The organism is Streptomyces sp. NPDC002265, from assembly GCF_040296125.1.
Classification (GTDB): domain Bacteria; phylum Actinomycetota; class Actinomycetes; order Streptomycetales; family Streptomycetaceae; genus Streptomyces.
Genome location: NZ_JBEOWS010000032.1, coordinates 22,761 through 46,038, shown reverse-complemented (window position 1 = coordinate 46,038; position 23,278 = coordinate 22,761). Strand labels below are relative to the sequence as shown.

21 protein-coding genes and 1 pseudogene are annotated in these 23,278 nt (G+C 71.5%); 12 read left to right on the top strand and 10 right to left on the bottom strand.

Going from position 1 to position 23,278, the window contains the following annotated elements:
• A pseudogene (locus tag ABT085_RS08800) lies at positions 1–345 on the bottom strand (glycoside hydrolase family 2 TIM barrel-domain containing protein); the annotation flags it as partial.
• A gap of 204 nt (positions 346–549) precedes the next feature.
• Between ABT085_RS08800 and ABT085_RS08795 the strand changes: the two are divergent.
• Positions 550–1,887: a 6-phospho-beta-glucosidase gene (locus ABT085_RS08795; protein WP_351603699.1), complete on the top strand. Its 1,338-nt coding sequence runs from the start codon at positions 550–552 to the stop codon at positions 1,885–1,887.
• Positions 1,888–2,154: 267 nt separating this feature from the next.
• Here ABT085_RS08795 and ABT085_RS08790 read toward each other — a convergent pair whose 3' ends face one another.
• Together ABT085_RS08790 and ABT085_RS08785 are read right to left on the bottom strand one after the other, a co-directional pair.
• Positions 2,155–3,846, bottom strand: a complete 1,692-nt coding sequence (locus ABT085_RS08790) for a carbohydrate binding domain-containing protein (protein ID WP_351603697.1) — start codon at positions 3,844–3,846, stop codon at positions 2,155–2,157.
• Between the two features lie 201 nt (positions 3,847–4,047).
• Complete coding sequence (locus ABT085_RS08785) at positions 4,048–5,184, bottom strand: ATP-grasp domain-containing protein (RefSeq protein ID WP_351603695.1); 1,137 nt, start codon at positions 5,182–5,184, stop codon at positions 4,048–4,050.
• A gap of 476 nt (positions 5,185–5,660) precedes the next feature.
• Between ABT085_RS08785 and ABT085_RS08780 the strand changes: the two genes are divergently transcribed.
• Both ABT085_RS08780 and ABT085_RS08775 read left to right on the top strand, forming a co-directional pair.
• Positions 5,661–6,521 carry a metallophosphoesterase family protein gene (locus ABT085_RS08780; RefSeq protein ID WP_351603693.1) on the top strand — a complete coding sequence of 287 codons (861 nt, stop codon included), beginning with the start codon at positions 5,661–5,663 and terminating at the stop codon, positions 6,519–6,521.
• A complete protein-coding gene (locus tag ABT085_RS08775) occupies positions 6,518–7,207 on the top strand; it encodes a 4'-phosphopantetheinyl transferase family protein (RefSeq protein ID WP_351603691.1) in 690 nt (229 codons plus the stop codon). The genes ABT085_RS08780 and ABT085_RS08775 overlap by 4 nt, the downstream gene beginning before the upstream one ends.
• A 21-nt stretch (positions 7,208–7,228) precedes the next feature.
• Here ABT085_RS08775 and ABT085_RS08770 read toward each other — a convergent pair whose 3' ends face one another.
• A complete protein-coding gene (locus tag ABT085_RS08770) occupies positions 7,229–7,471 on the bottom strand; it encodes a hypothetical protein (RefSeq protein WP_351603689.1) in 243 nt (80 codons plus the stop codon).
• Positions 7,472–7,874: 403 nt separating this feature from the next.
• Here ABT085_RS08770 and ABT085_RS08765 point away from each other — a divergent pair, with 403 nt between their 5' ends.
• Positions 7,875–8,912: an alpha/beta fold hydrolase gene (locus tag ABT085_RS08765; RefSeq protein ID WP_351603687.1), complete on the top strand. Its 1,038-nt coding sequence runs from the start codon at positions 7,875–7,877 to the stop codon at positions 8,910–8,912.
• 170 nt (positions 8,913–9,082) lie between these two features.
• Here ABT085_RS08765 and ABT085_RS08760 read toward each other — a convergent pair whose 3' ends face one another.
• Positions 9,083–9,613, bottom strand: a complete 531-nt coding sequence (locus ABT085_RS08760; protein WP_351603701.1) for a toxin-antitoxin system, toxin component — start codon at positions 9,611–9,613, stop codon at positions 9,083–9,085.
• A gap of 32 nt (positions 9,614–9,645) precedes the next feature.
• Positions 9,646–10,302: a helix-turn-helix domain-containing protein gene (locus ABT085_RS08755; protein WP_351603685.1), complete on the bottom strand. Its 657-nt coding sequence runs from the start codon at positions 10,300–10,302 to the stop codon at positions 9,646–9,648.
• A gap of 240 nt (positions 10,303–10,542) precedes the next feature.
• Between ABT085_RS08755 and ABT085_RS08750 the strand changes: the two genes are divergently transcribed.
• From ABT085_RS08750 to ABT085_RS08725, 6 genes are all read left to right on the top strand, one after another.
• Complete coding sequence (locus ABT085_RS08750) at positions 10,543–11,205, top strand: MmyB family transcriptional regulator (RefSeq protein ID WP_351603683.1); 663 nt, start codon at positions 10,543–10,545, stop codon at positions 11,203–11,205.
• Between the two features lie 146 nt (positions 11,206–11,351).
• Positions 11,352–12,347, top strand: a complete 996-nt coding sequence (locus ABT085_RS08745; protein ID WP_351603681.1) for a LacI family DNA-binding transcriptional regulator — start codon at positions 11,352–11,354, stop codon at positions 12,345–12,347.
• Between the two features lie 155 nt (positions 12,348–12,502).
• On the top strand, positions 12,503–13,846 hold the full coding sequence (locus ABT085_RS08740) for an ABC transporter substrate-binding protein (RefSeq protein ID WP_351603679.1): 1,344 nt from the start codon (positions 12,503–12,505) through the stop codon (positions 13,844–13,846).
• A gap of 6 nt (positions 13,847–13,852) precedes the next feature.
• Positions 13,853–14,815 carry a carbohydrate ABC transporter permease gene (locus ABT085_RS08735; protein ID WP_351603677.1) on the top strand — a complete coding sequence of 321 codons (963 nt, stop codon included), beginning with the start codon at positions 13,853–13,855 and terminating at the stop codon, positions 14,813–14,815.
• Positions 14,812–15,690 carry a carbohydrate ABC transporter permease gene (locus ABT085_RS08730; RefSeq protein ID WP_351603675.1) on the top strand — a complete coding sequence of 293 codons (879 nt, stop codon included), beginning with the start codon at positions 14,812–14,814 and terminating at the stop codon, positions 15,688–15,690. The genes ABT085_RS08735 and ABT085_RS08730 overlap by 4 nt, the downstream gene beginning before the upstream one ends.
• Positions 15,691–15,720: 30 nt before the next feature.
• On the top strand, positions 15,721–17,337 hold the full coding sequence (locus ABT085_RS08725; RefSeq protein WP_351603673.1) for a glycoside hydrolase family 13 protein: 1,617 nt from the start codon (positions 15,721–15,723) through the stop codon (positions 17,335–17,337).
• An 87-nt stretch (positions 17,338–17,424) separates the two neighbouring features.
• Here ABT085_RS08725 and ABT085_RS08720 read toward each other — a convergent pair whose 3' ends face one another.
• Genes ABT085_RS08720 through ABT085_RS08705 form a run of 4 tightly spaced genes read right to left on the bottom strand, consistent with a single transcriptional unit; the run spans position 17,425 to position 20,787 of the window.
• A complete protein-coding gene (locus tag ABT085_RS08720; RefSeq protein ID WP_351603671.1) occupies positions 17,425–18,249 on the bottom strand; it encodes an ABC transporter ATP-binding protein in 825 nt (274 codons plus the stop codon).
• A gap of 20 nt (positions 18,250–18,269) precedes the next feature.
• Positions 18,270–19,049 (bottom strand): ABC transporter permease, encoded by a 780-nt coding sequence (locus ABT085_RS08715; protein ID WP_351603669.1) that lies wholly within the window; start codon positions 19,047–19,049, stop codon positions 18,270–18,272.
• Complete coding sequence (locus ABT085_RS08710) at positions 19,046–19,819, bottom strand: ABC transporter permease (protein ID WP_351603667.1); 774 nt, start codon at positions 19,817–19,819, stop codon at positions 19,046–19,048. Before ABT085_RS08710 ends, ABT085_RS08715 begins: the two co-directional genes overlap by 4 nt.
• Positions 19,816–20,787, bottom strand: coding sequence for an ABC transporter substrate-binding protein (locus ABT085_RS08705; protein ID WP_351603665.1), 972 nt, complete (start codon positions 20,785–20,787; stop codon positions 19,816–19,818). Before ABT085_RS08705 ends, ABT085_RS08710 begins: the two co-directional genes overlap by 4 nt.
• A gap of 196 nt (positions 20,788–20,983) precedes the next feature.
• On the opposite strand from ABT085_RS08705, the gene ABT085_RS08700 reads away from it, so the two are divergent.
• Complete coding sequence (locus tag ABT085_RS08700) at positions 20,984–21,829, top strand: IclR family transcriptional regulator domain-containing protein (RefSeq protein WP_351603663.1); 846 nt, start codon at positions 20,984–20,986, stop codon at positions 21,827–21,829.
• Positions 21,830–22,100: 271 nt separating this feature from the next.
• Positions 22,101–23,033 (top strand): Dyp-type peroxidase, encoded by a 933-nt coding sequence (locus ABT085_RS08695; protein WP_351603661.1) that lies wholly within the window; start codon positions 22,101–22,103, stop codon positions 23,031–23,033.
• Positions 23,034–23,278: the final 245 nt, after the last annotated feature.

Genomic DNA, 23,278 nt, shown 5'->3' with positions numbered 1-23,278 from the left:
CAGCGTCCGGCCGTCGGCCAGCGCCAGTTCCCAGGTGCCCGCCAGCCACGCGAGGTCCCGGGTGCGCTGCCGGTTGCCGAGGACCACGCCCTCGTGCCGGAAACACCTGATCCACACCGGTGCCGCCGTCTCCCGCACCGACGCCGCGAGGTCCTCGTGGCCGGACCCGTGCGCGGACGGCGCCGGGAGCGCCGTACGCGGGGGAAGCAGCACCGCACGGACGGCGAACCTGCCGTTGTGCCGGGTCCTGCGGGGGTCGTCGTACGCCCGGGGGCGACCGGGCGGGACGACAGCGCTGTCGTAGAGGCCGGTGCCGCCCTGCCCGACCGGTCTTCCGTCGCTCACACGACGCACCCTTCCGTGGCCCCGGGACTCCCGGATGAACCCGCCCTGAAGACCCGGGGTGGCCTCGATGGCAGCCCAGTGGCCGCGGACCGGGTGGCGTGCGGCGGCGGCCGGGGACGGCGGTTAGCGTTCACGTGGTGTCACCCGGGTCCCCTCGGCGGGGGCCGGTGCGCAGGTGGTTCCGACAGGAAGGGCGGAAGCAGCGTGAAGCTGACGATTCTGGGCGGCGGCGGATTCCGGGTGCCGCTGGTGTACGGGGCGCTGCTCGGCGACCGGGCCGAGGGCCGGGTCACCCGGGTCGTGCTGCACGACCTCGACCCGGCACGGCTGACTGCCGTCACCCGGGTGCTGGCCGAGCAGGCCACCGGGATCCCGGACGCGCCCGAGGTGATCGCCACGACCGACCTCGACGAGGCCGTGCGGGGTGCCGACTTCGTGTTCTCCGCGATTCGCGTCGGCGGTCTCCAGGGCCGCGCGGACGACGAGCGGGTGGCGCTCGCGCACGGTGTCCTCGGCCAGGAGACGGTCGGCGCGGGCGGGATCGCGTACGGCCTGCGCACGGTGCCCGTCGCCGTCGACATCGCCCGCCGGGTGGCCCGGCTGGCCCCGGACGCCTGGGTCATCAACTTCACCAACCCCGCGGGCCTGGTCACCGAGGCCATGTCGCGTCTGCTGGGCGACCGGGTCATCGGCATCTGCGACTCCCCGGTCGGTCTCGGCCGCCGTATCGCCCGGGTGCTCGGCGCCGACCCGCGCGAGGCCTGGATCGACTACGTCGGCCTCAACCACCTGGGCTGGGTACGCGGTCTGCGTGTCGCCGGCCGCGACGAACTGCCGCGTCTGCTCGCCGATCCCGGTCTGCTCGGCTCGTTCGAGGAGGGCAGGCTTTTTGGCGCCGACTGGCTCCGCTCCCTGGGCGCGATCCCCAACGAGTACCTGCACTACTACTACTTCAACCGCGAGGCCGTACACGCCTATCAGGAGGCGGAGCAGACCCGCGGTGCCTTCCTGCTCGGCCAGCAGGCCCGCTTCTACGCGCAGGCCGCACGCGCGGACGTGTCGGCGCTGGCGGCCTGGGACCGTACCCGGGCCGAGCGCGAGGCCACGTACATGGCGGAGAACCGGGAGACGGCCGGGGCCGGCGAGCGCGAGGCGGACGATCTGTCCGGCGGGTACGAGCAGGTGGCGCTGGCCCTGATGAGGGCCGTCGCGCGCGACGAGCGCACCACGCTGATCCTCAACGTCCGCAACCAGGGCACCCTGCACGTGCTGGACGCCGACGCCGTCATCGAGGTGCCGTGTCTGGTCGACGCCAACGGCGCCCACCCCGTGGCCGTCGCCCCGCTGCCCGAGCACGCCACCGGTCTGGTCTGCGCGGTGAAGGGGGTCGAACGCGTGGTGCTGGCGGCGGCCGGGTCCGGCTCCCGCGCGGCGGCGGTGAAGGCCTTCGCGCTGCACCCGCTCGTGGACTCGGTGAACGTGGCCCGCAGGCTGGTGGAGGACTATGCCGAAGTGCATCCGGGCCTGGCGTACTTGAGGTAGCGAGGACCGCCCTGCCGGGCCGTCCCCTTCGGGTCGGCCGGTCGCTCCCCGTGACAGCGGCCGACCGACCCGAGCCCCCGTTCCCCCGTGGGACCCCCGTGCTCCCCCGAACCTTCGGGTTTCCCTGTGTTCCCCCGTGTTCCCCCGTGCTCTTCACTATGAAGAGCCTGCTGCCCGTTGCCTGATACACCTTGAGCGGAAAAAAGTTCCCCCCGGTCCGAAGCACCGGGGGGAACCCTCCTGTGGGGGGTGGGCGGCAGGGTCCGCTCAGCCGGTGAAACCGGCCGTGATGGACGTGAACTGCCAGTTGTTCTGGCTGATCCCGGAGCAGTTGCTGACCACGCCGCCACCCGCGCACGGCCGGTCGCGGTTGACCGCCCAGTAGGCGAGACGGGCGATGTGGTGGGAGTTGGCCCAGTCCCGGATCGACGTCCAGATCGCCGGAGTGGTGTTCTCCTGCTGGTCGGACAGGCCGTTCATGCCGGAGATGCCGATGTGGGCGTAGGCGGTGGCGTCGTCCCACCCGAAGGTGGACTTCAGCTTGGCCTTGAGTCCTTCGGTGGCGTTGACGGTGTTGCCGTACATGTCGGAGCCGCCGCCGAAGTCGAAGGGCATGATGGTGAAGACGTCGATGTTGGCGCCGAGCGAGTTCGCCTGCTCGATCAGCCGGTTGCCGTAGTAGGTCGGGCCGGTGGTCGAGGTGCCGAAGGTGACGATCGTCTTCAGACCGGGGTTGTTCGCCTTGACGGTCTTCAGCGCGGTGAGGATCTTCGCCTGGACGGCCTCGTTCTCGAACTCGTCCGTGTTCTCGATGTCCATGTCGATCGCCTTGAGGGAGTAGGCGTCGATCACCTTCTGCAGGGCCCCGGCGAGCGCGCTCGCGGAGGAGCAGTTGGCACCGAGCTTGCTGCCCTGCCAGCCGCCGAAGGAGGGGACGACGTCACCGCCCGCGGAGCGGATCTGGTTGATGACGGTCTGGTCGGTGCCGCCGGTCAGCGGACGGCTGCTGTCCCAGGCGGGGTTGCAGCCGCCGGAGTCCAGCATGAACGCCATCGTGAACCACTTGATCCCGGTCGAGCTCATCACCGAGGTCGCGCTCGGCGGGTCGCCCCAGCCGAGGTAGAGGTACGGGGCGGCCTGCTTGAAGCCGGTGCCGCCGCCGCTGCCCGCACTGGTGGTGACGGTCACCGCGTTGGAGGCCGCCGAGGTGTTCCCGGCCGCGTCCCGGGCCTTGACGGTGAACGTGTAGGCGGTGCTGGCGGCCAGCCCGCCGACCGTGGCGGACGTACCGGAGACGCTCAGCACCTGGTTGGAGCCGCTGTAGACGTCGTACGCCGTGACACCGGTGTTGTCCGTCGAGGCGCCCCAGGACAGCGAGACGCTGGAGGAGGTCTTGCCGGTGGAGGTCAGGCCCGTCGGCGCGGTGGGCGCCTGGGTGTCGCCGCCGCCACCGCCGCCGCCCGGTCCGTCCAGGCTGATGTCGTCCGCGTAGTAGGTGCCCTGCGCGTACCAGCCGTGCACATAGATCTTGGCGCTGGTCTGGGAGGCACCGGTGGTGAAGGACACCGTCAACTGGCTGTACGCCGACGGGGACGTCGTCCAGGTCGAGGCGCCGCCGTCGACGCCGAGGTAGACGTAGCTGCCGCGCACCCAGCCGCTGAGCGTGTAGGCGGTGTTCGGCTGGACGGAGACGGTCTGGGTGCACTGGGCGTTGTCGCTCGAACTCGGCGCCCCCGCGAGGGCCTTGGAGCCGCCGTGGACGGGGGAGGAGACGACGGAGCCGAGGTTGCCGGTGCAGGACCAGGGGGAGAGGCTGCCCGTTTCGAAGCCGGGGTTGGTCAGGACGTTGGCGGCCTGGGCGGTGCCGGGAAGGGCGACGGCCCCGGCTACGGCGAGCGCCGCGGTGCCGAGCAGCGCGAGCAGACGCCGTCTGGAACGTACGAGGAATGAGGTGCGCACACGGTCTCCCTGAAGAAATGGGGGTGTTCGGGAGTGCACATAAGTGCGGGGACGTGCAGTGCGGTGCAGTGCGGTGCGCAACCAAGTTGGTATGGACCAATCATGGTGTCAAGGTGCTGCGCCAAGATTGGTCCAGACCGGTATCAAGTTATGGGCGAAAAAAGCCTGTTGGCGCCTGCCGGCGCCCGTGCGGCCGGCCGGCTAGACCTGCTCGACCGGCTGGGCCAGGACGACCGGCTGGGCCGGGGCGATCGCCTGCGTGGGGACGGCCGGGAGCAGCGGCTCGGTCTCCTCCAGCCGCTGCTGCGGCAGCGTCACCGGCCGCAGCTGGCGCGGGCCCGAGACCACCGTGTAGTCCTGCCCCAGGAACGGCGGCACGACGTCGCCCGGGTCCTCCCCGAGCGCCAGTTGGACGGCCGCCCAGGGCGCGTTGATCCCGCACAGGGAGAGCTGGTGCAGCCCGCCGGCGGGACGGGTGTTGACGTCCATGAGGACCGGCTGGTCGCCGAACATCCGGAACTGGATGTTGGACAGGTGGTGCAGTCCGAAGCCCTCGGCGATCCGCCGGGCCGGCTCCAGCCACTGCTCGTGCAGGGTGAAGCCCCGGCGGCGGCCGTTCTTGGTGCGGCCCACGGCCATCCGGACGCGGTTGTCGGTGCCGGTGAGGCAGTCGACGGAGACCTCCGGCTGCTCCAGACGCGGCATCACCAGCCAGTCGACCGGCTCGTCGGACCGGCGCAGCGCGTCCTCGACCAGGTCCAGCTGCACGTACGGGCCGGGGAACCCGCTCAGGTGCACGAGCGAGAACGGTGCCCGGGTGACGATCCGGAAGCCCACGCCGCCCGCGCCGGACGCCGGCTTGAAGCACGCCTTGTGCCCGGCATCCTCCAACTCCTCCACGGCCGCGACGAGTTCGTCCGCCGTGCGCACCCGCCACCACGGCGGCACCGGCACGCCGATGGCCTGGACGGCCTCGTAGGCGACGACCTTGTCCTCGAAGACGGCGACGGCCTCGGGGGTCGGCGCGAGCAGCGCCGTGCCGGCCGCCTCGAAGTCGGCGCGGTGCGCCACGACGGCCGCCTGGTGCAGCCGGGGCACGAACACGTCGATGCCACGGCGCCGGCACTGGTCCAGGGCGTACTCGACGTACGCCGCCGGGGACAGGCCTTCCGGTTCGAGGTCGGCGGTGTCGGCCGCGGCCAGCACAGGTGAGTCTGCGTCACCGTGCGTGGCATGGATCTCGACCGCCCGATCGCTGGGATTTCGCCGCAGCTGATCCATGAAGAACACGTTCTCCGCGTACGTGCGGTTGAGCCAGACGCGTACGCGAGAGAGCATGCAGGCCGCCTTTCAGGGCATTTCGGGCAGGGCGGAGCGGCCCGTGCCCGGGAAGGGAGATTGGAGGGACACCAAACCGCCCTGTTCGAAGGGGAGGTCGTAGCGGAGGTGTTGGGGCGATCATACGGCTTGGCGAGGGCCTCGCGTGCAACGTGCGTGTTACGGATTTTCCGATCATGTGGATCCGGGCGGCGCGATCCGGTATCCCCTTGCCGCTCCCGGCCTTCCGCCCTTCACCGTTCACCCTTTCCGCGCTTCCCCGTTCACCCTTTCCGGCCTTCCCTGTCCACTCTTTCGGCCCTTCCCCGACCACTCTTTCCGGCCCTCCCCGTCCACCCTTCCGGCCTTCTTCGTCCGCTCTTTTCGGCTGCCGCGGGCCGCTCTTGCGACCCCGGGGCGGATGTGATCTCGTGGAGCGGTCGATTGGGCGCGACCGCAACCGCGGGCGCGGGCGCGGGGCGACAGGGAGGCGAGAGGTGACGTCGACGGTCGGCGGTACCGGACAACTGCTGGCCATCAGCGATCTGCACATCGGATACGCCGAGAACCGTGCCCTGGTCGAGCGCATGCGCCCCGATTCGGAAGCCGACTGGCTCCTCGTGGCCGGTGACGTCTCGGAGTCCGTCTCCGACATCCGCTGGGCCCTGAAGACCCTCGCCGGCCGCTTCGCGAAGGTCGTATGGGCGCCGGGCAACCACGAGTTGTGGACCCACCCCAAGGACTCCGTCACCCTGCGCGGGGTCGCCCGCTACGAACACCTGGTCGAGATGTGCCGCGACCTGGGCGTGGTCACCCCGGAGGACCCCTACCCCGTCTGGAACGGTCCCGGCGGCCCGGTCGTCGTCGCACCCCTGTTCCTGCTGTACGACTACTCCTTCCTGCCCGCCGGCTGCACCACCAAGGAGGAGGGGCTGGCGTACGCGCACGGCACCGGCATCGTCTGCAACGACGAGTTCATGCTGCACCCCGACCCCTATCCGAGCCGGGAGGCGTGGTGCCGGGCCCGGGTCGCCGAGACCGCGCGCCGGCTCGAGGAGATCCCGGCGGACCTGCCCACGGTCCTCGTCAACCACTACCCGCTGGACCGGCACCCCACGGATGTCCTGTGGCACCCCGAGTTCGCCATGTGGTGCGGCACCGCGCTGACCGCCGACTGGCACCGCCGTTTCCGTGTGGAGACGATGGTCTACGGCCACCTGCACATCCCGCGGACCACCCGGCACGAGGGCGTCCGCTTCGAGGAGGTCTCCGTGGGATACCCGCGCGAGTGGCGCAAGCGCCCGCAGCCGCCGGGACGGCTGCGCCGCATCCTGCCGGAGGAGGACGTGACCGCGTGATCGAGGAACTGCTGCCGCGGTCGGTGGTCGTCGTGGAGGCGTACGACGACGGCCGCCCGGACGGGTCCGAGGAGGCCGCGCTGTACCCCGAGGAGGCGGCGGTCGTGGCCCAGGCCGTCGCCAAGCGGCGCCGCGAGTTCGCCGCCGTACGCTCCTGCGCCCGCCGTGCGATGGACAAGCTCGGGGTGCCGCCCCAGGCGGTGCTGCCCGGCGAGCGCGGGGCACCGCAGTGGCCGGCCGGGCTGACCGGCAGCATGACGCACTGCGACGGCTACTGCGCCGCCGCCCTGGTCCGCGCCGAAGACCTGGCCTCCCTCGGGATCGACGCCGAGCCGCACCAGCCGCTGCCGGAGGGCGTCCTGCCCGTGGTGTCGCTGCCCGCGGAGGCCGAGCGCCTGCGCCGACTGGCCGAGGAGCGCCCCGATATCCACTGGGACCGGCTGCTGTTCAGCGCCAAGGAGTCCGTCTACAAGGCGTGGTTCCCCCTCACCGGCCAGTGGCTGGAGTTCACCGAGGCCGACATCGACCTGCGGGTCGAGCCGGGCGAGCGGCCGCACGGCACACTGCGCGCCGAACTCCTCGTCCCCGGGCCCGTCCTGGACGGCCGGCGCGTGCGTTTCTTCGAGGGCCGGTGGGCCGTCGACAAGGGGATCGTGGCCACGGCCGTGGCGGTACCGCACGCCTGAGCTCCGGTCGGCGGTGCGCGGTCATGGCCGTGGGGACCAGGACCAGGTGTGCAGCAGCCGGAAGAACTCCTCCTCGTTGCCCGCGAGTCCGGCCGCGGCCAGGGCCCGCTCGGCCTCCGCGAGCACGCCGGGCGGCACCACGGCGGGCCGCCCGCCCGACGGCCCGGCACCCGTGTCGTCGAAGGCCGCCCGCACGGTGTGCAGCAGCCGCAGATAGGCCTGTACGGCGGTACGCTCGCGGTCGGTCGGTACGGCAGTGCGCATCGGTCGGCTCTCCCCGTGTCGGCTTCGTCTCTCCCGCGCCCCCGAGGCGCGTGCATCCGCCCGAGCAGCGGCGCCCCACCAGCTTGCCGCCCACCACTGACAATCCGGCCGCTGCCGGGCCGTCGCCCCACCTCTTACGGACCGCCGACCCCACTCGCTCGGTCCCCTGTCCGCCCCTTCCGGACCATCGGCCCGAGGCGGGTCTCCCGGCGAGCCGGCGGGGCGTGCCGCGCGGGGTGCCGCCGGGGCCGTAGCGGCGGGGAAACCTCCCCGAAATGCCAGGACGATCGACCGCCCTACGCTGGGATGAGGGGCCTGGGAAGGCTTGGTCGCGGTGGACCGGGGGTTTCCGGCGGAGCGGCCCGCCAGCGGTGGGCCGCCGGGAGAACGAGGAGGTGGGCGGATGGCTGAAGCGTCGCGGCCGCGCCCGGCGGGCACCGCACGACTGCGCTCGGTGGGCGACACGGAGCTGGAGTTGCGGTACCGGGTGGTACATGGTTACCGGCGGGCCTTCCGCATGGCCGGTGAGGGCCCCGTGCTGGTCCTCATCCACGGCATCGGAGACTCCTCCGCCACCTGGGCCGGGCTGATCCCCGACCTCGCCCGTACCCACACCGTGCTCGCTCCCGACCTGCTCGGTCACGGAGCCTCCGACAAGCCGCGCGCCGACTACTCGGTCGCCGCCTACGCCAACGGCGTGCGCGATCTGCTGACCACCCTCGGCATCGAGTCGGCCACTCTGGTCGGCCACTCGTTCGGCGGGGGAGTGGCGATGCAGTTCGCCTACCAGTTCCCCGAGCGCACCGAGCGGCTCATCCTGGTCAGCGCCGGCGGTGTGGGCCGCGAGGTCAACCCCTTGCTGCGACTGGTCTCGCTGCCCGGCGCCGATCTGATGCTCTCCGCGCTGCGGCTGCCCGGGATGCGCCTGAACCTGGGGTTCGCGCTCCAGCTGATGAAGCTGCTGGACACCGATCTGGCCCAGGACGCCCCCGACCTGCTCACCGTGGTGGACAGCCTGCCCGACGACACCGCGCGCAACGCCTTCATCCGCACCCTGCGCGCGGTCGTCGACTGGCGCGGCCAGGTGGTGACCATGCTCGACCGCTGCTATCTGACCGAGGGCATGCCGACGATGCTGCTGTGGGGCGACCGGGACAGCGTGGTGCCGGTCCGGCACGCCCACGGCGCCCACCGGGCGATGCCGGGCAGCCGGCTGGAGGTCTTCGAGGGCGCCGGTCACTTCCCGTTCCACACCGACCCGGCGCGCTTCCTCGCGCTCGTCGAGGACTTCACCCGGACGACCGACCCGGCGCACTGGAGCCGGGACCGCTGGCGGGAACTGCTGGTCGAGGGGCGGCCCGTCCCGCACCCGGACGGACCCGAGGCAGCCCATGCGAGGGCCCGCACCCTGCGCGAGGCGAGCGAGCGCAGCGCGACCTGAGGCAACCCGATCAACCCGGAGCGGAGTCGCACGGCACCGAGTCGAACGGCTGTGCCCCGAGTCGAGCCGCAGTGCCCCGAGTCGAGCCGCAGTGCCCTGAGTCGAGCCGCGCCGCTGTGCACTGAGCCGGCCGCTGCGCACCGAGCCGTGCCGCCCTGACCCGAGTCGTTTCAGCCCTGGGGTCCCAGATACCCGAGCGACGCCTCGATCCGGCCGGCCAGATGGTCCCGCGGCACCGGACCGCGCAGCGCCGAACCGGCCAGCCAGGTACGGCACTTGCTGGCCAGCAGCAGACCGAAGGCCTCGGCGTCCCGCTCCTCGGCCTGGTCGAAGCGGGTGCGCGCGGCGACGCTGCGGACCACCGCCTGGAGGTCGGCGCCGTCGCCGAGCAGCCGCGCCGCGACCACCGCGCCGTCGACGTGATGGCCGTGGTGACCGGCCTGCATGTGCCACAGTTCGTGGCCCAGGATCACCAACTGGTGGTCGGGGGCGGTGCGTTCCTCGACGACCACGAGATCCTGTTCGGCCATGTCCACCCACAGTCCGCTCGCCGTCCCGGCCGGGAAGGCGGCCGTACGGAAGCGCACCGGACGGCCGCGCCGTCTGCTCATCGCCTCGCACAGCGCGGTGTACAGGTCGGCGGGCGCCAACGGCGCGCTGGGCGACAGCTCCGCGATCAGTTCGCCGCACAGCCGGCGCATGTCCCTGGCGATGCCCACAGTTCTCCCCCGGATCACGACTCGGGCCGCTTGACGCTCTCCAGGAGCATGTCCAGCCATTCGGCGACCTTGTCGCGGTGCTGGTCGGAGGGCAGTTGCGCGGCCCGCCAGGCGATGCCGCGGACGCCGTGGTCCTGCAACAGCCGCTCCAGCGGGTCCTCGGCGGCGGCCGCGGCCTTGCGCTCCCGGTCGGCGAGCTGCTGCAGGAGGTCCTGCTCGGTGTGCTGGAGCGCGCCCGAGAGGGCCTCGGGGTCCTCGGCCGTGAGGAAGCCCGCGTGTACGCGGAAGAAGCGCTGGAGGGCGTCGCAGTGCTCCATCGTGGGGCGCCGGTCGCCGTTGATGAGGGCGCCCGCCTGCTGGCGTGACATGCCCGCGCCGTCGGCTATCTCCTGCTGGGTGTATCTGCGGCCGTTGGGCTTGAGGCGGGTGCGGCGCAGCAGGTCCAGGCGTTGCAGGAACCGTGCCTGCACGTCCGGTTCGCCCGCGGGCCGGCCGCTCAGCAGCGCCTTGACCACGGCTTCGGGAACGCCGGAGGCCACCGACAGCCGGCCGGTGTGGAAGACCTCCGCGGGCGCCACGCCGAGGCGGTCGGCGAGCGCGGTGACACGGGCGACGACGGCCGTCAGCACAGACGTCGCCGCGGCGTCCGGAACCTCGAAGCCATCCGCCACCGACAGTTCTCCTACGTCTCTCACAGACCCTTCACAGGCTTCGCGCCCCTCCCGGCCGTCGCCGTGAACTGCCCGGAGATTAGCCGGTCGTTCGAACTCACATCCAGGTCTCGCCACAACTGTGGCCAATTTCAGCCGTCAACGAGCATGAAATGCCACGATAGTTGACACGCATTGCGTCCGGGCAGCAGGATCGGGGCGCCGCGTGAAGGCCGCAGAGGCAAGAGGGGTGACCTCCCGATGGCATATCAGGCAGGAGGGCAGCGGTCGGCACCGCGGCCCGTCCCCGAGAGTCCCGAGGCGCGGGCGTACCTCCAGGACTACGCCGTGCTTCTGGAGTCGACCCCCTTTCCCTCCCTCGTCGTCGACCACGCGTGGGACGTCGTCCTGGCCAACACCGCTTTCGAGTCACTTTTCGCCGAGGTCGGCCCGCATCCGACGGCGATGCCGGGCGACAACTTCCTCCGGTTCGTACTGTTCCACCCGGACGCGGGCACGGTCCTCGGCGACCACGAGTCGAGCTGGTGCCTGCCGATGCTGGCGCACTTCGACGCCGCGGTGCAGCGGCACGGCCATGACCTCGCGCTCCAGGCGATCCGCCGGGAGATCGCCCAGGATCCGATCATGGACGCCGCCTACCGGCAGGGTCTGCCGCACTGGATCCGCGCGGTGGGCGAGGGCGCGCTGGAGCACGACGGCGCGGTGCGCCCGCTGCGGCACCCCGATCCCCGCTGGGGCGCCACCGACTGCCGGATCGTCGGCGAGACCCCCAAGAGCCTCCAGGCCATGGGATACAGCCGCCTGACCATGGTCCTGCGGGAGAGCCGCCGCCCCGCCGCGGCACCCGGGCGGGCCCGCCGCGCCGCGGCCCATCTCACCGTGGTGCCGTCCCCCGAGTCCTGACCGGGCACCGCCGGCGTTCAGGTCGCCGACGGCGCTTCGGTCAGTGAGCTTCCCCGGCGTCCGCCGTCCTTCGCGCGTGACGCCGGGGGCGAGGTCGGAGCTCATGTACGCAAGTGGCTTGCGTGGCTTGCGCTATTCTTGCGCTCATGACGCGACGACTTGCTGAAGTGGCGAAGAAGGTCGGGGTCAGCGAGGCCACGGTCAGCCGGGTGCTCAACGGCAAGCCCGGGGTGTCCGAGCCCACCCGGCAGGCCGTGCTGTCCGCCCTGGACGTGCTCGGCTACGAGCGGCCCACCCAGCTGCGCGGGGAGCGTGCCCGGCTCGTCGGCCTGGTGCTGCCCGAGCTGCAGAACCCGATCTTCCCGGCGTTCGCGGAGGTGATCGGCGGCGCGCTGGCCCAGCTCGGTCTGACGCCCGTGCTGTGCACCCAGACCAAGGGCGGGGTCTCCGAGGCCGACTACGTCACGCTGCTGCTGCAGCAGCAGGTCTCCGGTGTGGTCTTCGCCGGCGGCCTGTACGCCCAGGCCGACGCACCCCACGACCACTACCGGCTGCTCGCCGACCGCAACATCCCGGTGGTGCTGGTCAACGCGGCCATCGAGCACCTGGGCTTCCCGGCCGTCTCCTGCGACGACGCCGTGGCCATGGAGCAGGCCTGGCGGCATCTGGCCTCGCTGGGCCACGAGCGGATCGGGCTGGTGCTCGGGCCGGAGGACCACGTCCCCTCGGCCCGCAAGCTGGCCGCCGCCCGCGCTCTCGGCGACCTGCCCGACGACCGTGTCGCACGCGCCATGTTCTCCCTGGAGGGCGGGCAGGCCGCCGCGGCCCGGCTGATCGAGCGCGGGGTGACCGGCATCGTCTGTGCCAGCGACCCGCTCGCCCTCGGAGCGGTGCGGGCCGCGCGCCGCAAGGGCCTGCACGTGCCCTCGCAGATCTCCGTGGTCGGCTACGACGACTCGGCCTTCATGAACTGCACCGAGCCGCCCCTGACCACCGTCCGCCAGCCCATCGAGGCGATGGGCCGGGCCGCGGTGGAACTGCTGAACACGCAGATCGGCGGCAGCTCCGTACCGGCCGAGGAGCTCCTGTTCGAGCCGGAGCTGGTCGTACGGGGGTCGACCGCGCAAGCGCCCCGGGACTGAGATCAAGCAGAACCGCAACGCTGTCAAATAATTACAGATTCTGCGCGACATCTTGCGGACGGCTGTCGCCGGTGCTTGAGTGTGCGGCGCCAGCACGGCGAGGTGCGCCGCACCTCGCCGTGGGGCTTCCTGCTTCTGCCAAGAGGGGTCCACCGATGACACGCACCGGGTTCCGTCGTACCTTCGTCGCGCTCAGCGTCTGCTCCCTTGCCCTCACCGCCTGCGGGTCGAACGACGACGACTCGGCAAGCGGCAAGACCCGCATCACGGTCAACTGCATGCCGCCCAAGAGCGCCAAGGTCGACCGGTCGTTCTTCGAGGCGGACGTCGCCGCCTTCGAGAAGAAGAACCCCGACATCGACATCGTCGCGCACGACGCGTTCCCCTGCCAGGACCCGAAGACGTTCGACGCCAAGCTCGCCGGCGGCCAGATGGAGGACGTGTTCTACACGTACTTCACCGACGCCAAGCACGTCGTCGACATCAACCAGGCCGCGGACCTCACGCCGTACGTCAAGGAACTGAAGAGCTACGACACCATCCAGCAGCAGCTGCGCGACATCTACACCGTCGACGGGAAGATCTACGGCATCCCGCGCACCGGCTACTCCATGGGGCTCATCTACAACCGCAAGCTCTTCGAGAAGGCCGGCCTCGACCCCGACACGCCCCCGGCGACCTGGGCGGACGTGCGCGCGGACGCCAAGAAGATCGCCGCGCTCGGCGGCGGCACCGTCGGGTACGCCGACTACAGCGCCCAGAACCAGGGCGGCTGGCACTTCACCGCCGAGCTCTACTCCCAGGGTGGCGACGTGGTCGACGCCTCCGGCAAGAAGGCCACCGTGGACACCCCGCAGGGCCACGCAGTCCTGCAGAACCTGCACGACATGCGCTGGAGCGACAACTCGATGGGCAGCAAGCAGCTGCTGGTCATCAACGACGTCCAGCAGCTGATGGGCTCCGGCAAGCTCGGCATGTACCTCTCCGCGCCCGACAACATCCCGATCCTGGTGAAGGAGAAGGGCGGGAACTACAAGGACCTGGCCCTCGCCCCGATGCCCGGCGGCCAGGGCACCCTCATCGGCGGCGACGGCTACATGTTCAGCAAGAAGGACTCGCCCGCCCAGATCCGGGCCGGCCTGAAGTGGCTGGACCACATGTTCCTCACCCCCGGATCCGGCTTCCTCGGCGACTACGCCCGCGCCAAGAAGAACGACGCCCCGGTCGGCCTGCCCGAGCCGCGGCTGTTCACCGGTGCCGCCGACGCCAAGGACCAGGAGGTCAAGAAGGCCAACGCCAATGTGCCGGTGGAGAACTACCAGGCCTTCCTCGACGGCAACCAGAGCCTGAAGATGAAGATCGAGCCGCCGGACGCCCAGCAGATCTACTCCGTCCTCGACGGTGTCGTCTCGGCGGTCCTCACCAAGAAGGACGCGGACATCGACCAGCTCCTCAAGGACGCCTCGGGCAAGATCGACGGCATCCTGGCCCGAGGCTGACCGGACATGACCAAGACCACGGCAGCACGGCGCACCGCCCCCGAGGCGATCGCCGTCCGCCCGGTGCAGACGCCGCCCCCGGTCCGGGACCGGAGGCGGCGCCGCCTCGCCGACCAGGCGCGCGCCTACGCGTTCCTCGTCGGCGGGCTCGTCTGCTTCGCCCTCTTCTCGTGGTACCCGGCGATCCGCGCCGTCGTGATCGCCTTCCAGAAGTACACGCCCGGCTCCCCGCCGGAATGGGTCGGCACCGCCAACTTCACCCGCGTGCTGCACGACCCCGAGTTCACCGCCGCCTGGCGCAACACGCTCACCTTCACCCTGCTCGCCCTGCTGATCGGCTTCGCCGTCCCCTTCGTCCTCGCGCTCGTCCTCAACGAACTGCGGCACGCGAAGGCGTTCTTCCGGGTCGCGGTCTATCTGCCGGTGATGATCCCGCCGGTGGTCAGCGCCCTGCTGTGGAAGTGGTTCTACGACCCCGGCACCGGCCTCGCGAACGAGGCGCTGCGGTTTCTGCACCTGCCGACCTCGAACTGGTCCAACGGCGCCGACACCGCCCTGGTCTCCCTCGTCCTCGTCGCCACCTGGGCCAACATGGGCGGCACCGTCCTGATCTACCTGGCCGCGCTCCAGTCGATCCCGGGCGAGCTGTACGAGGCCGCCGAACTCGACGGCGCCAACCTGCTCCAGCGCGTCCGCCATGTGACGATCCCGCAGACCAGGTTCGTCATCCTGATGCTGATGCTCCTTCAGATCATCGCCACCATGCAGGTGTTCACCGAACCGTTCGTCATCACCGGCGGCGGACCGGAGAACGCCACGGTGACCGTCCTGTACCTGATCTATAAGTACGCATTCCTCTACAACGACTTCGGCGGCGCCTGCGCCCTGAGCGTCATGCTGCTGCTGGTCCTGGGTGCGTTCTCCGCCCTCTATCTGCGGCTCACCCGTTCCGGCGAGGAGGGCGCATGAACGACGTCCGTACCCTGGTCTCCCCGGCGACCCTGGCCCGCCCGCGCGGCCGGGCCGTCTACTGGAGCGTGTTCACCGGCGTCGTCCTGCTGTTCACGCTCGCCTTCCTGTTCCCCGTCTACTGGATGGTGACCGGCGCGGCGAAGTCACCGGACGAGGTGGCGCAGACCCCGCCGACCCTGGTCCCGAAGCACTGGCACCTCAGCGGCTACACCGACGCCTGGGACCTGATGCAGCTCCCGCAGCACCTGTGGAACACCGTGGTCCAGGCGGCCGGCGCCTGGCTGTTCCAGCTGGTGCTGTGCACGGCCGCCGCCTACGCCCTGTCCCGGCTGCGGCCCGCGTTCGGCAAGGTGATCCTCGGCGGCATCCTCGCCACCCTCATGGTCCCGGCCCAGGCGCTGGTCGTGCCGAAGTACCTGACCGTCGCCGACCTGCCGCTGATCCACACCAGCCTGCTCAACGACCCGCTCGGCATCTGGCTGCCGGCCGTCGCCAACGCCTTCAACCTGTATCTGCTCAAGCGCTTCTTCGACCAGCTCCCGCGCGATGTGCTGGAGGCCGCCGAGATCGACGGCGCGGGCCGGCTGCGCACCCTGTGGTCGATCGTGCTGCCGATGTCCCGGCCGGTGCTCGGCGTGGTGTCGATCTTCGCGCTGGTCGCCGTCTGGCAGGACTTCCTGTGGCCGCTGATGGTCTTCTCCGACACCGACAAGCAGCCGATCAGCGTGGCGCTCGTCCAGCTGTCGCAGAACATCCAGCTGACCGTGCTGATCGCCGCGATGGTGATCGCCAGCATCCCGATGGTCGCCCTGTTCCTGGTCTTCCAGCGGCACATCATCGCCGGCATCAGCGCGGGCAGCACCAAGGGCTGACGCCCTCCCCCCGACAGAAAGGCATGCACCGTGGGACAGCCCCTCCCTGCCCGCAACCGGGACACCGACTGGTGGCGCCGTGCCGTCATCTACCAGGTGTACGTCCGCAGCTTCGCCGACGGCGACGGCGACGGCACCGGTGACCTCGCGGGGGTCCGTGCCCGGCTGCCGTACCTCGCCGAACTCGGCGTCGACGCGCTGTGGTTCAACCCCTGGTACCTCTCGCCCATGAAGGACGGCGGCTACGACGTCGCCGACTACCGGGCCGTCGACCCCGCCTTCGGCACGCTCGCCGAGGCCGAGAAACTCATCGCCGAGGCGCGCGAGCTGGGCATCCGCACCATCGTCGACATCGTGCCCAACCACGTCTCCGACCAGCACCCGTGGTTCCGGGCCGCGTTGGCCGCGGGGCCGGGCAGCCCCGAGCGCGAGCTGTTCCACTTCCGCCCCGGACGCGGCCCGGACGGCGCGCTGCCGCCGAACAACTGGCCGTCCCAGTTCGTCGGCTCCACCGAGCCGGTGTGGACCCGGCTGCCCGACGGCGACTGGTACCTGCACCTGTTCACGCCCGAGCAGCCCGACCTCAACTGGGACCATCCGGTGGTCCGCCAGGAGCACGAGGACATCCTGCGCTTCTGGTTCGAGCGGGGTGTCGCGGGCGTGCGCATCGACTCCGCCGCCCTGCTCGCCAAGGATCCCCAACTGCCCGACGTCGACGGGGGCGGCGGCCCGCTGCCCTACGTCGACCGCGACGAACTCCACGACGTCTACCGCTCCTGGCGTACGGTCGCCGACGCCTACGACGGGGTCTTCGTGGGCGAGGTCTGGCTGCCCGACACGGAACGCTTCGCCCGCTATCTGCGCTCCGACGAGCTGCACACCGCCTTCAACTTCTCCTTCCTGTCCTGCCCCTGGGAGGCCGGCCGGCTGCGGACGTCGATCGACACCACCCTGGCCGAGCACGCGCCCGTCGGCGCCCCCGCCACCTGGGTGCTGTGCAACCACGACGTGACCCGCACGGTCACCCGGTACGGCCGCGAGGACACCGGCTTCGACTTCGCCGCCAAGGCCTTCGGCACCCCCACCGTCCTGTCGCTGGGCGTGCGCCGGGCCCGCGCCGCCGCCCTGCTGTCGCTCGCCCTGCCCGGCGCGGTCTACCTCTACCAGGGCGAGGAACTGGGGCTGCCGGAGGCCGACATCCCGGTCGACCGGATCCAGGACCCGATGCACTTCCGCTCCGGCGGGGCCGACCCGGGCCGCGACGGCTGCCGGGTACCGCTGCCCTGGGCGGCCGGCGCGCCGCACGCGGGCTTCGGGTCCGCCGCCGACGCCGAGCCCTGGCTGCCGCAGCCCGCGGGCTGGGCCTCGTACGCGGTCGACCGGCAGCAGGATGACCCGCGCTCCATGCTGACCCTCTACCGGCGGGCCATCGCCCTGCGTCCGGTCCTCGGCGACGGCCCGCTGACCTGGCTGGACGCTCCCGAGAACGTCCTCGCCTTCGCCCGGTCGGACGGCGCGACCTGTGTCGTGAACCTGGGCGCCGACCCGGCCGAACTGCCCGCCCACACCGAACTCCTGCTCACCAGCTCTCCGTTGGACGACCGAGGCAGGCTCCCGCAGGACACGGCGGCCTGGCTGCGCCGCTGAACCGCCGCACCACCCTGCCCGCCGGTACGAGCCTGCGCTGTCCGCGGCTGAGCGGCACCGCCGGCACCGGCTGCCCGGCGGGCCGGTTCAGTGGGCCGGAGGCGCATCCGTCCTGACCTTGTCCGGACCTCCCGGCTGGTGCGGGACCCCGCGCTTCGCCGCCTGGATCTGCGCATAGACGTGGGTGCGCAGCTCGGCGAAGCGCGGGGCCACCCGGGTGTTCAGCTGGTCGCGCTCGATCGGCAGGTCGACCTTCAGCTGCTCCTGGACGACGGTGGGGGAGGCGGACAGCACCACCACCCGCTCGCCCAGGTAGACCGCCTCGTCGATGTCGTGGGTGACGAACAGGACGGTGATCCCGCGCTCCCGCCACAGCCCCCGCACCAGGTCCTCCAGATCGGCGCGGGTCTGGGCGTCCACGGCCGCGAACGGCTCGTCCATCAGCAGCACATCGGGCTCGTAGGCCAGCGCGCGGGCGATCGCGACCCGCTGCTGCATACCCCCCGACAGCTGCCACGGATAGGCCCCGGCGGCGTCCGCGAGACCCACCGAGGCCAGCGCGTCGGCGACCAGCTCCCTGCGCCGCCCCTTGCTCAAGTTTTTCTGCTTCAGCGGGAGTTCCACGTTCTGGGCGACCCGCATCCAGGGGAACAGACTGCGCCCGTACTCCTGGAAGACGAACGCCATCCCGGGCGGCGGCCCGGTCACCCTCTTCCCCGCCAGCAGCACTTCGCCCGCGGTCGGCGTCAGCAGCCCGCCGATGCACTTCAGCAGGGTCGTCTTGCCGCACCCCGACGGGCCCACCAGGCAGACGAGTTCACCGGCCTCCACGGTGAAGGTCAGATCGCGCACCGCCTCGACCCGGCGCCCGGACCCCTCGTAGACCTTCTGCAAGCCGCGTACGTCGAGCATGGACCGACCTTTCACGGAGTTCACGGGGACCGCCGGGTGGCGGCGCGCAGTCCGTGGTACCAAGCGAGCACGCGCCGCTCGACCGCCTGGAAGACCGCGGACAGCACGAAGCCGAGCAGACCGAGCACCAGGATCCCGGTCCACATGTCGGGGATGGCGAACCCCCGTTGGAACTGCACGATGGTGAAGCCGAGCCCGTTGCTGGCCGCGAACATCTCGCTGATGACCATCAGGATGATGCCGATGGACAGCGCCTGCCGCAGGCCCGCGAAGATCTGCGGACTCGCCGAACGCAGCACCAGGTGCCGCAGCCGGGCGGGTCCGGCGATGCCGTAGGAGCGGGCGGTCTCCGCCATCACCGGGTCCACCGCCCGTACGCCCTCGACCGTGTTGAGCAGCACCGGCCACACACAGCCGCTCGCTATCACCAGGATCTTCATGGTGTCGCCGATCCCCGCGAACAGCATGATGACCGGCACGAGCACGGGCGGCGGCACCGCGCGCAGGAACTCCAGGACCGGTTCGCACACCGCGCGCACCCGCCGGTAGGAGCCGACGACCGTGCCCAGCGCGACCCCGGTGACGGCCGCCGTCGCATACCCGGCGGCCAGCCGGGCCACGCTGGGCAGGACGTCCGAGCGCAGCCGGCCGGCCGTCCACACGTCGGGGAACGTCTTCAGGATGGTCCGCAGCGGCGGCCAGTACACGTTCGTACTGCCGTCGGAGGCCACCCACCACAGCGCCACGAGCACGGCCGGCAGGCCGAGCACGAACCCCAGCCTGAGCAGGACGGGCCTCACACCGCCACCTCCCCGCGCACCGACTGGTGCCAGGCCAGTGCCCGGCGCTCCACCGCCCGCGCCCCGACGTTGATCAGCAGCCCCAGCAGCCCCGTGACCACGATCAGCGCGTACATCTCGGGCACCGCCTGCGAGGTCTGCGCCACCGCGATACGCGACCCCAACCCCGGTGCGCCGATGACCAGTTCGGCGGTGATGGCGAGGATCAGCGCGACCGCCGCGGCCAGCCGTACGCCGGTGATGACGTACGGCAGCGCGGTCGGCCACAGCACATGCCGGATCCGCGCCCAGGTGCCCAGGCCGTACGAGCGTGCCGTCTCCTCGGCGACCGGGTCGACGTCCTGGACCCCGTAGAGGACCTGGATCAGCACCTGCCAGAAGGAGGCGTACACCACCAGCAGCAGCACCGAGCGCAGTTCGGTGCCGTAGAGCAGGACGGCGAGCGGGATCAGCGCGACGGACGGGATCGGACGCAGGAACTCGATCGTCGAGGCCGTCGCCTCGCGCAGGTGGGGGACGACCGAGACGAGGACCCCGACCACGATGCCCGCGCCCGCCGCCGTCGCCAGGCCCAGCGCCCAGCCGGTGAGGGTGTCGCCGAGGGCGCTCCAGAAGGCCCCGTCGGCGAGTTCGTCGGCGAACGCGCCCGCGATGCGGCTGGTGGGCGGGAAGTAGGCGGCCTTGACCAGACCGAGCCGCGGCACCGCCTCCCCGAGGGCGAGGAAGGCGGCGAGCCCGGCCGCACCGAGGAGTGCGTTCAGTCCCTTCACGGCAGCAGCTTGTCCAGGTCGGGGGCCGTCTTGAACAGGCCGTCCTGCTGCCCCAGCTTCTCCAGCGCCTCGATGGACGCGCGGTCGGCGGAGGCCGGCCACTTCGGCAGGGTGACCTGGGACAGCACCGAGGCCGGGATCTTGGTGTAGGTGGTCACGACGTCCCGGACCTCGTCCGGGTGGGAGTCGGCGTAGGCGAGGGACTCGGCGGTGGCCTCCTGGAACTTCTTGACCACCTCCGGGTTCTGCTGCGCGTACTGCGTCGAGGTGAAGTACATGGCGACGGTGAGGTTCGGGGCGACGTCGACCAGGGGCGAGGCGATCTCCACGCCGCCCTGGCTCTTGACGGTGGCGAGCGCCGGTTCGACGACCATCGCGGCGTCGATCTGGCCGTTGTCGAGGGCGGCGGGCATCTGGTCGAAGGCGAGCTCGACGAACTTCACCTTGTCCGGGTCGCCGCCCGCCTTGCGCACCGACTCGCGCACCGCCGTCTCGTTGATGTTCTTCAGGGTGTTGATGGCGACCTTCTTGCCCTCCAGGTCCTTCGCGGACTTCAGGGGGCTGCCCTTCTTCACGGTGATGGCCCCGAAGTCCTTGCCCTGCACGCCCGTCGAGGCGATGCCGTTGGCGATGGCCCGCACCGGGACGTTGTTGGACTGGGCGATCATCAGCGAGGTCATGTTGGAGAACCCGAACTGGAACTGGCCGCTGACCACGCCCGGCACGATCGCCGCACCGCCCTGCGCGGTCGTCAGGGACAGTTTCAGGCCGTGTGCGGCGTAGAAGCCCTTCTTCACGCCGAGGTAGACGGGCGCCACGTCGACGATGGGGATGAGGCCCAGCTTGACCGTGGTGGTGCCGCCGGACGAGCCGGCCTTGCCCGACGTGCCGGAGTCCCCGGACGAGCCGCAGGCCGCGGTGGCGAGCAGGAAGGTACCGGCCGCGAGACCGGCGAGCAGACGACGCATGGCTCCTCCTGTGCAGACAACGGTGTTCCGACAGGCTGTGCGCAGGGCGCACAGTAGTGCTCAATGGCTCAAGCGGGAACGTAGGTCCGGCTGTCCGGCCGGGTCAATGCCCTTGGCTGACAAAATTGTTGACAGTTATTGAATCGCGCCCCCAGCGTGTGGGGAATCGTGTCCGTGCGACCACCGGGAGGCGACGATGCCCACGACAGCCCGCGCATCGCATTTCGTACGGTCCTTCGAGCGGGGCCTGGCCGTCATCCGCTCCTTCGACGCCGAGCAGCCCGCGCGCACCCTCAGCGAGGTGGCCCGCGCCTGCGGACTGCCCCGCGCGGCCGTCCGGCGCCTGCTCCTCACCCTCGTCGACCTCGGCTACGTCCACAGCGACGGCCGCCTCTTCCGGCTCACCCCCCGGGTGCTGGAACTCGGCTACGCCTACCTGGCCGGCCTGACGCTGCCGCAGATCGCCCGGCCGCACCTGGAGCAACTCGTCGCGGACGTGAAGGAGTCGTCCTCGCTGTGCCTCCTCGACGGCGACGACATCGTGTACGTCGCCCGGGTCCCGACCCGCCGCATCATGTCGGAGTCGATCACCGTGGGCACCCGGTTCCCGGCGCTCGTGACCTCCGTGGGCCGGGCGATCCTCGCCCACGTCCCGGACGAGGACCTCGACGCCCGGCTCGCCCGGGCCTGCCCGCGCCCGCTGACCACGCGCACGATCGTCGACCCCGACGCCCTGCGCGCCGAACTGCGGCGCGTGCGACGGCAGGGCCACGCCGTCGTCGACCAGGAACTGGAGGAGGGGCTGCGGTCCGTGGCCGTCCCGGTGCGGGGCCGGGACGGCGCCGTCGTCGCGGGCGTGAACATCGCCGTGCACGCCGGCCGCACCACCGTCGCCGCCGTCCGCCGCGACCTGCTGCCACCACTGCTGGCGACCGTGGCACGGATCGAGGCGGACCTGCGGATCACGGACCCGGCACCGGCCGCCGCCGACGGGCCCCGCGGACCGCATCCGTCCGATCCGCCGCCGACGTCCGCCGGGTGAACCGGGAGTGCGGCCGCCGGGCCCGCGCCCGCCCACGGCGTACGGGCCCGCGGGCGCCCGTGAAACCGGCGCGCCGCCCTTACGGCCGGGCCCGGCAAGGGCCGTGCCGCGCCCGCCGGGACGGGCCCGGGGCGAGGTCCCGGCACGGCCGTTCGGCGGTGCGGCCGGCGGCGGTCCTCGCGCTGCTTCGGCCCGGACGCAGCAGGATGGGAGGAGCGTCCGGCCGTCGCGCCTGCGACGGACCGTCCCGCATCCGGTCAGGAGGCCGCCCGTGGTTGAGCCGCAGCGTGTGATCGCCCCGCCCGCCAGGTCCGCCGTGGTGCTCGTGGCCACCGTCACGCCGGGGCGGGAGGACCTGGTCCGTGGACTGCTGGAGGACCTGTCGGGCCTGCGCCGCTCGGTCGCCTACCGCGCGCCCGACGACGGACTCGACTGCGTGGTGGGCATCGGGTCGGCGGCCTGGGACCGGCTCTTCGCCGGACCCCGGCCACAAGGCCTGCACCCGTTCGTGGAGTTGACCGGCGAACGCCACCGCGCCCCGGCCACCCCCGGCGACCTCCTCTTCCACCTGCGCGCCCGCCGTATGGACCTGTGCTTCGAACTGACCCGGCTGATCGGGGAACGGCTGCGCGACGCGGTCACGGTGGTCGACGAGGTACAGGCCTTCAGGTACTTCGACGAGCGGGACCTGCTCGGCTTCGTGGACGGCAGCGAGAACCCCGAAGGGCGGCGCGCGCACGACGCGGTCTTCGTCGGCGACGAGGACCCCGGTTTCGCCGGGAGCAGCTATGTGATCGTGCAGAAGTACCTGCACGACCTGACCGCCTGGAACGCCCTGCCCGCACAGGAGCAGGAGCGGGCCATCGGACGCACGAAGACGGCCAACGTCGAACTCCCCGACGACGTCAAGCCCGCCGACTCCCACGTGGCCCTCACCACCGTCACCGACGAGGACGGCACCGAGCGCAAGATCGTGCGCGAGAACATGCCGTTCGGCACGGTCGGCGAGGGAGAGTTCGGCACGTACTTCATCGGCTACGCGCGGACACCGGAGGTGACCGAGCAGATGCTGCGGAACATGTTCCTCGGCGACGGCCGGGCCACGCACGACCGCATCCTCGACTTCTCGACCGCGGTCACCGGATCCCTGTTCCACGTGCCGACCGTCACGTTCCTCGACGACCTGCCCGCCCGGCCGGACTGAACGCCGACGCGGACCCGGCCCGCCGGGGGCCCGCGCGTACGACGGCAGCCGTGGCGCGGCCGTGACCCGATGCCGTGGGCGGGTCACGCTCCGCCAGAGGCGGCGCCTTCCGCGAGGCGCCCGCCACGTGCTCCGTCAGGCGTCTGCCGCGTGCCGTCGCGATTGCGCGACTACTCTCGTTCCATGGTGCGCGACAAGGGAACGGAAGCGCTGTTCCCGTCCCGCGGAAGCGGTACTCCGCGGGG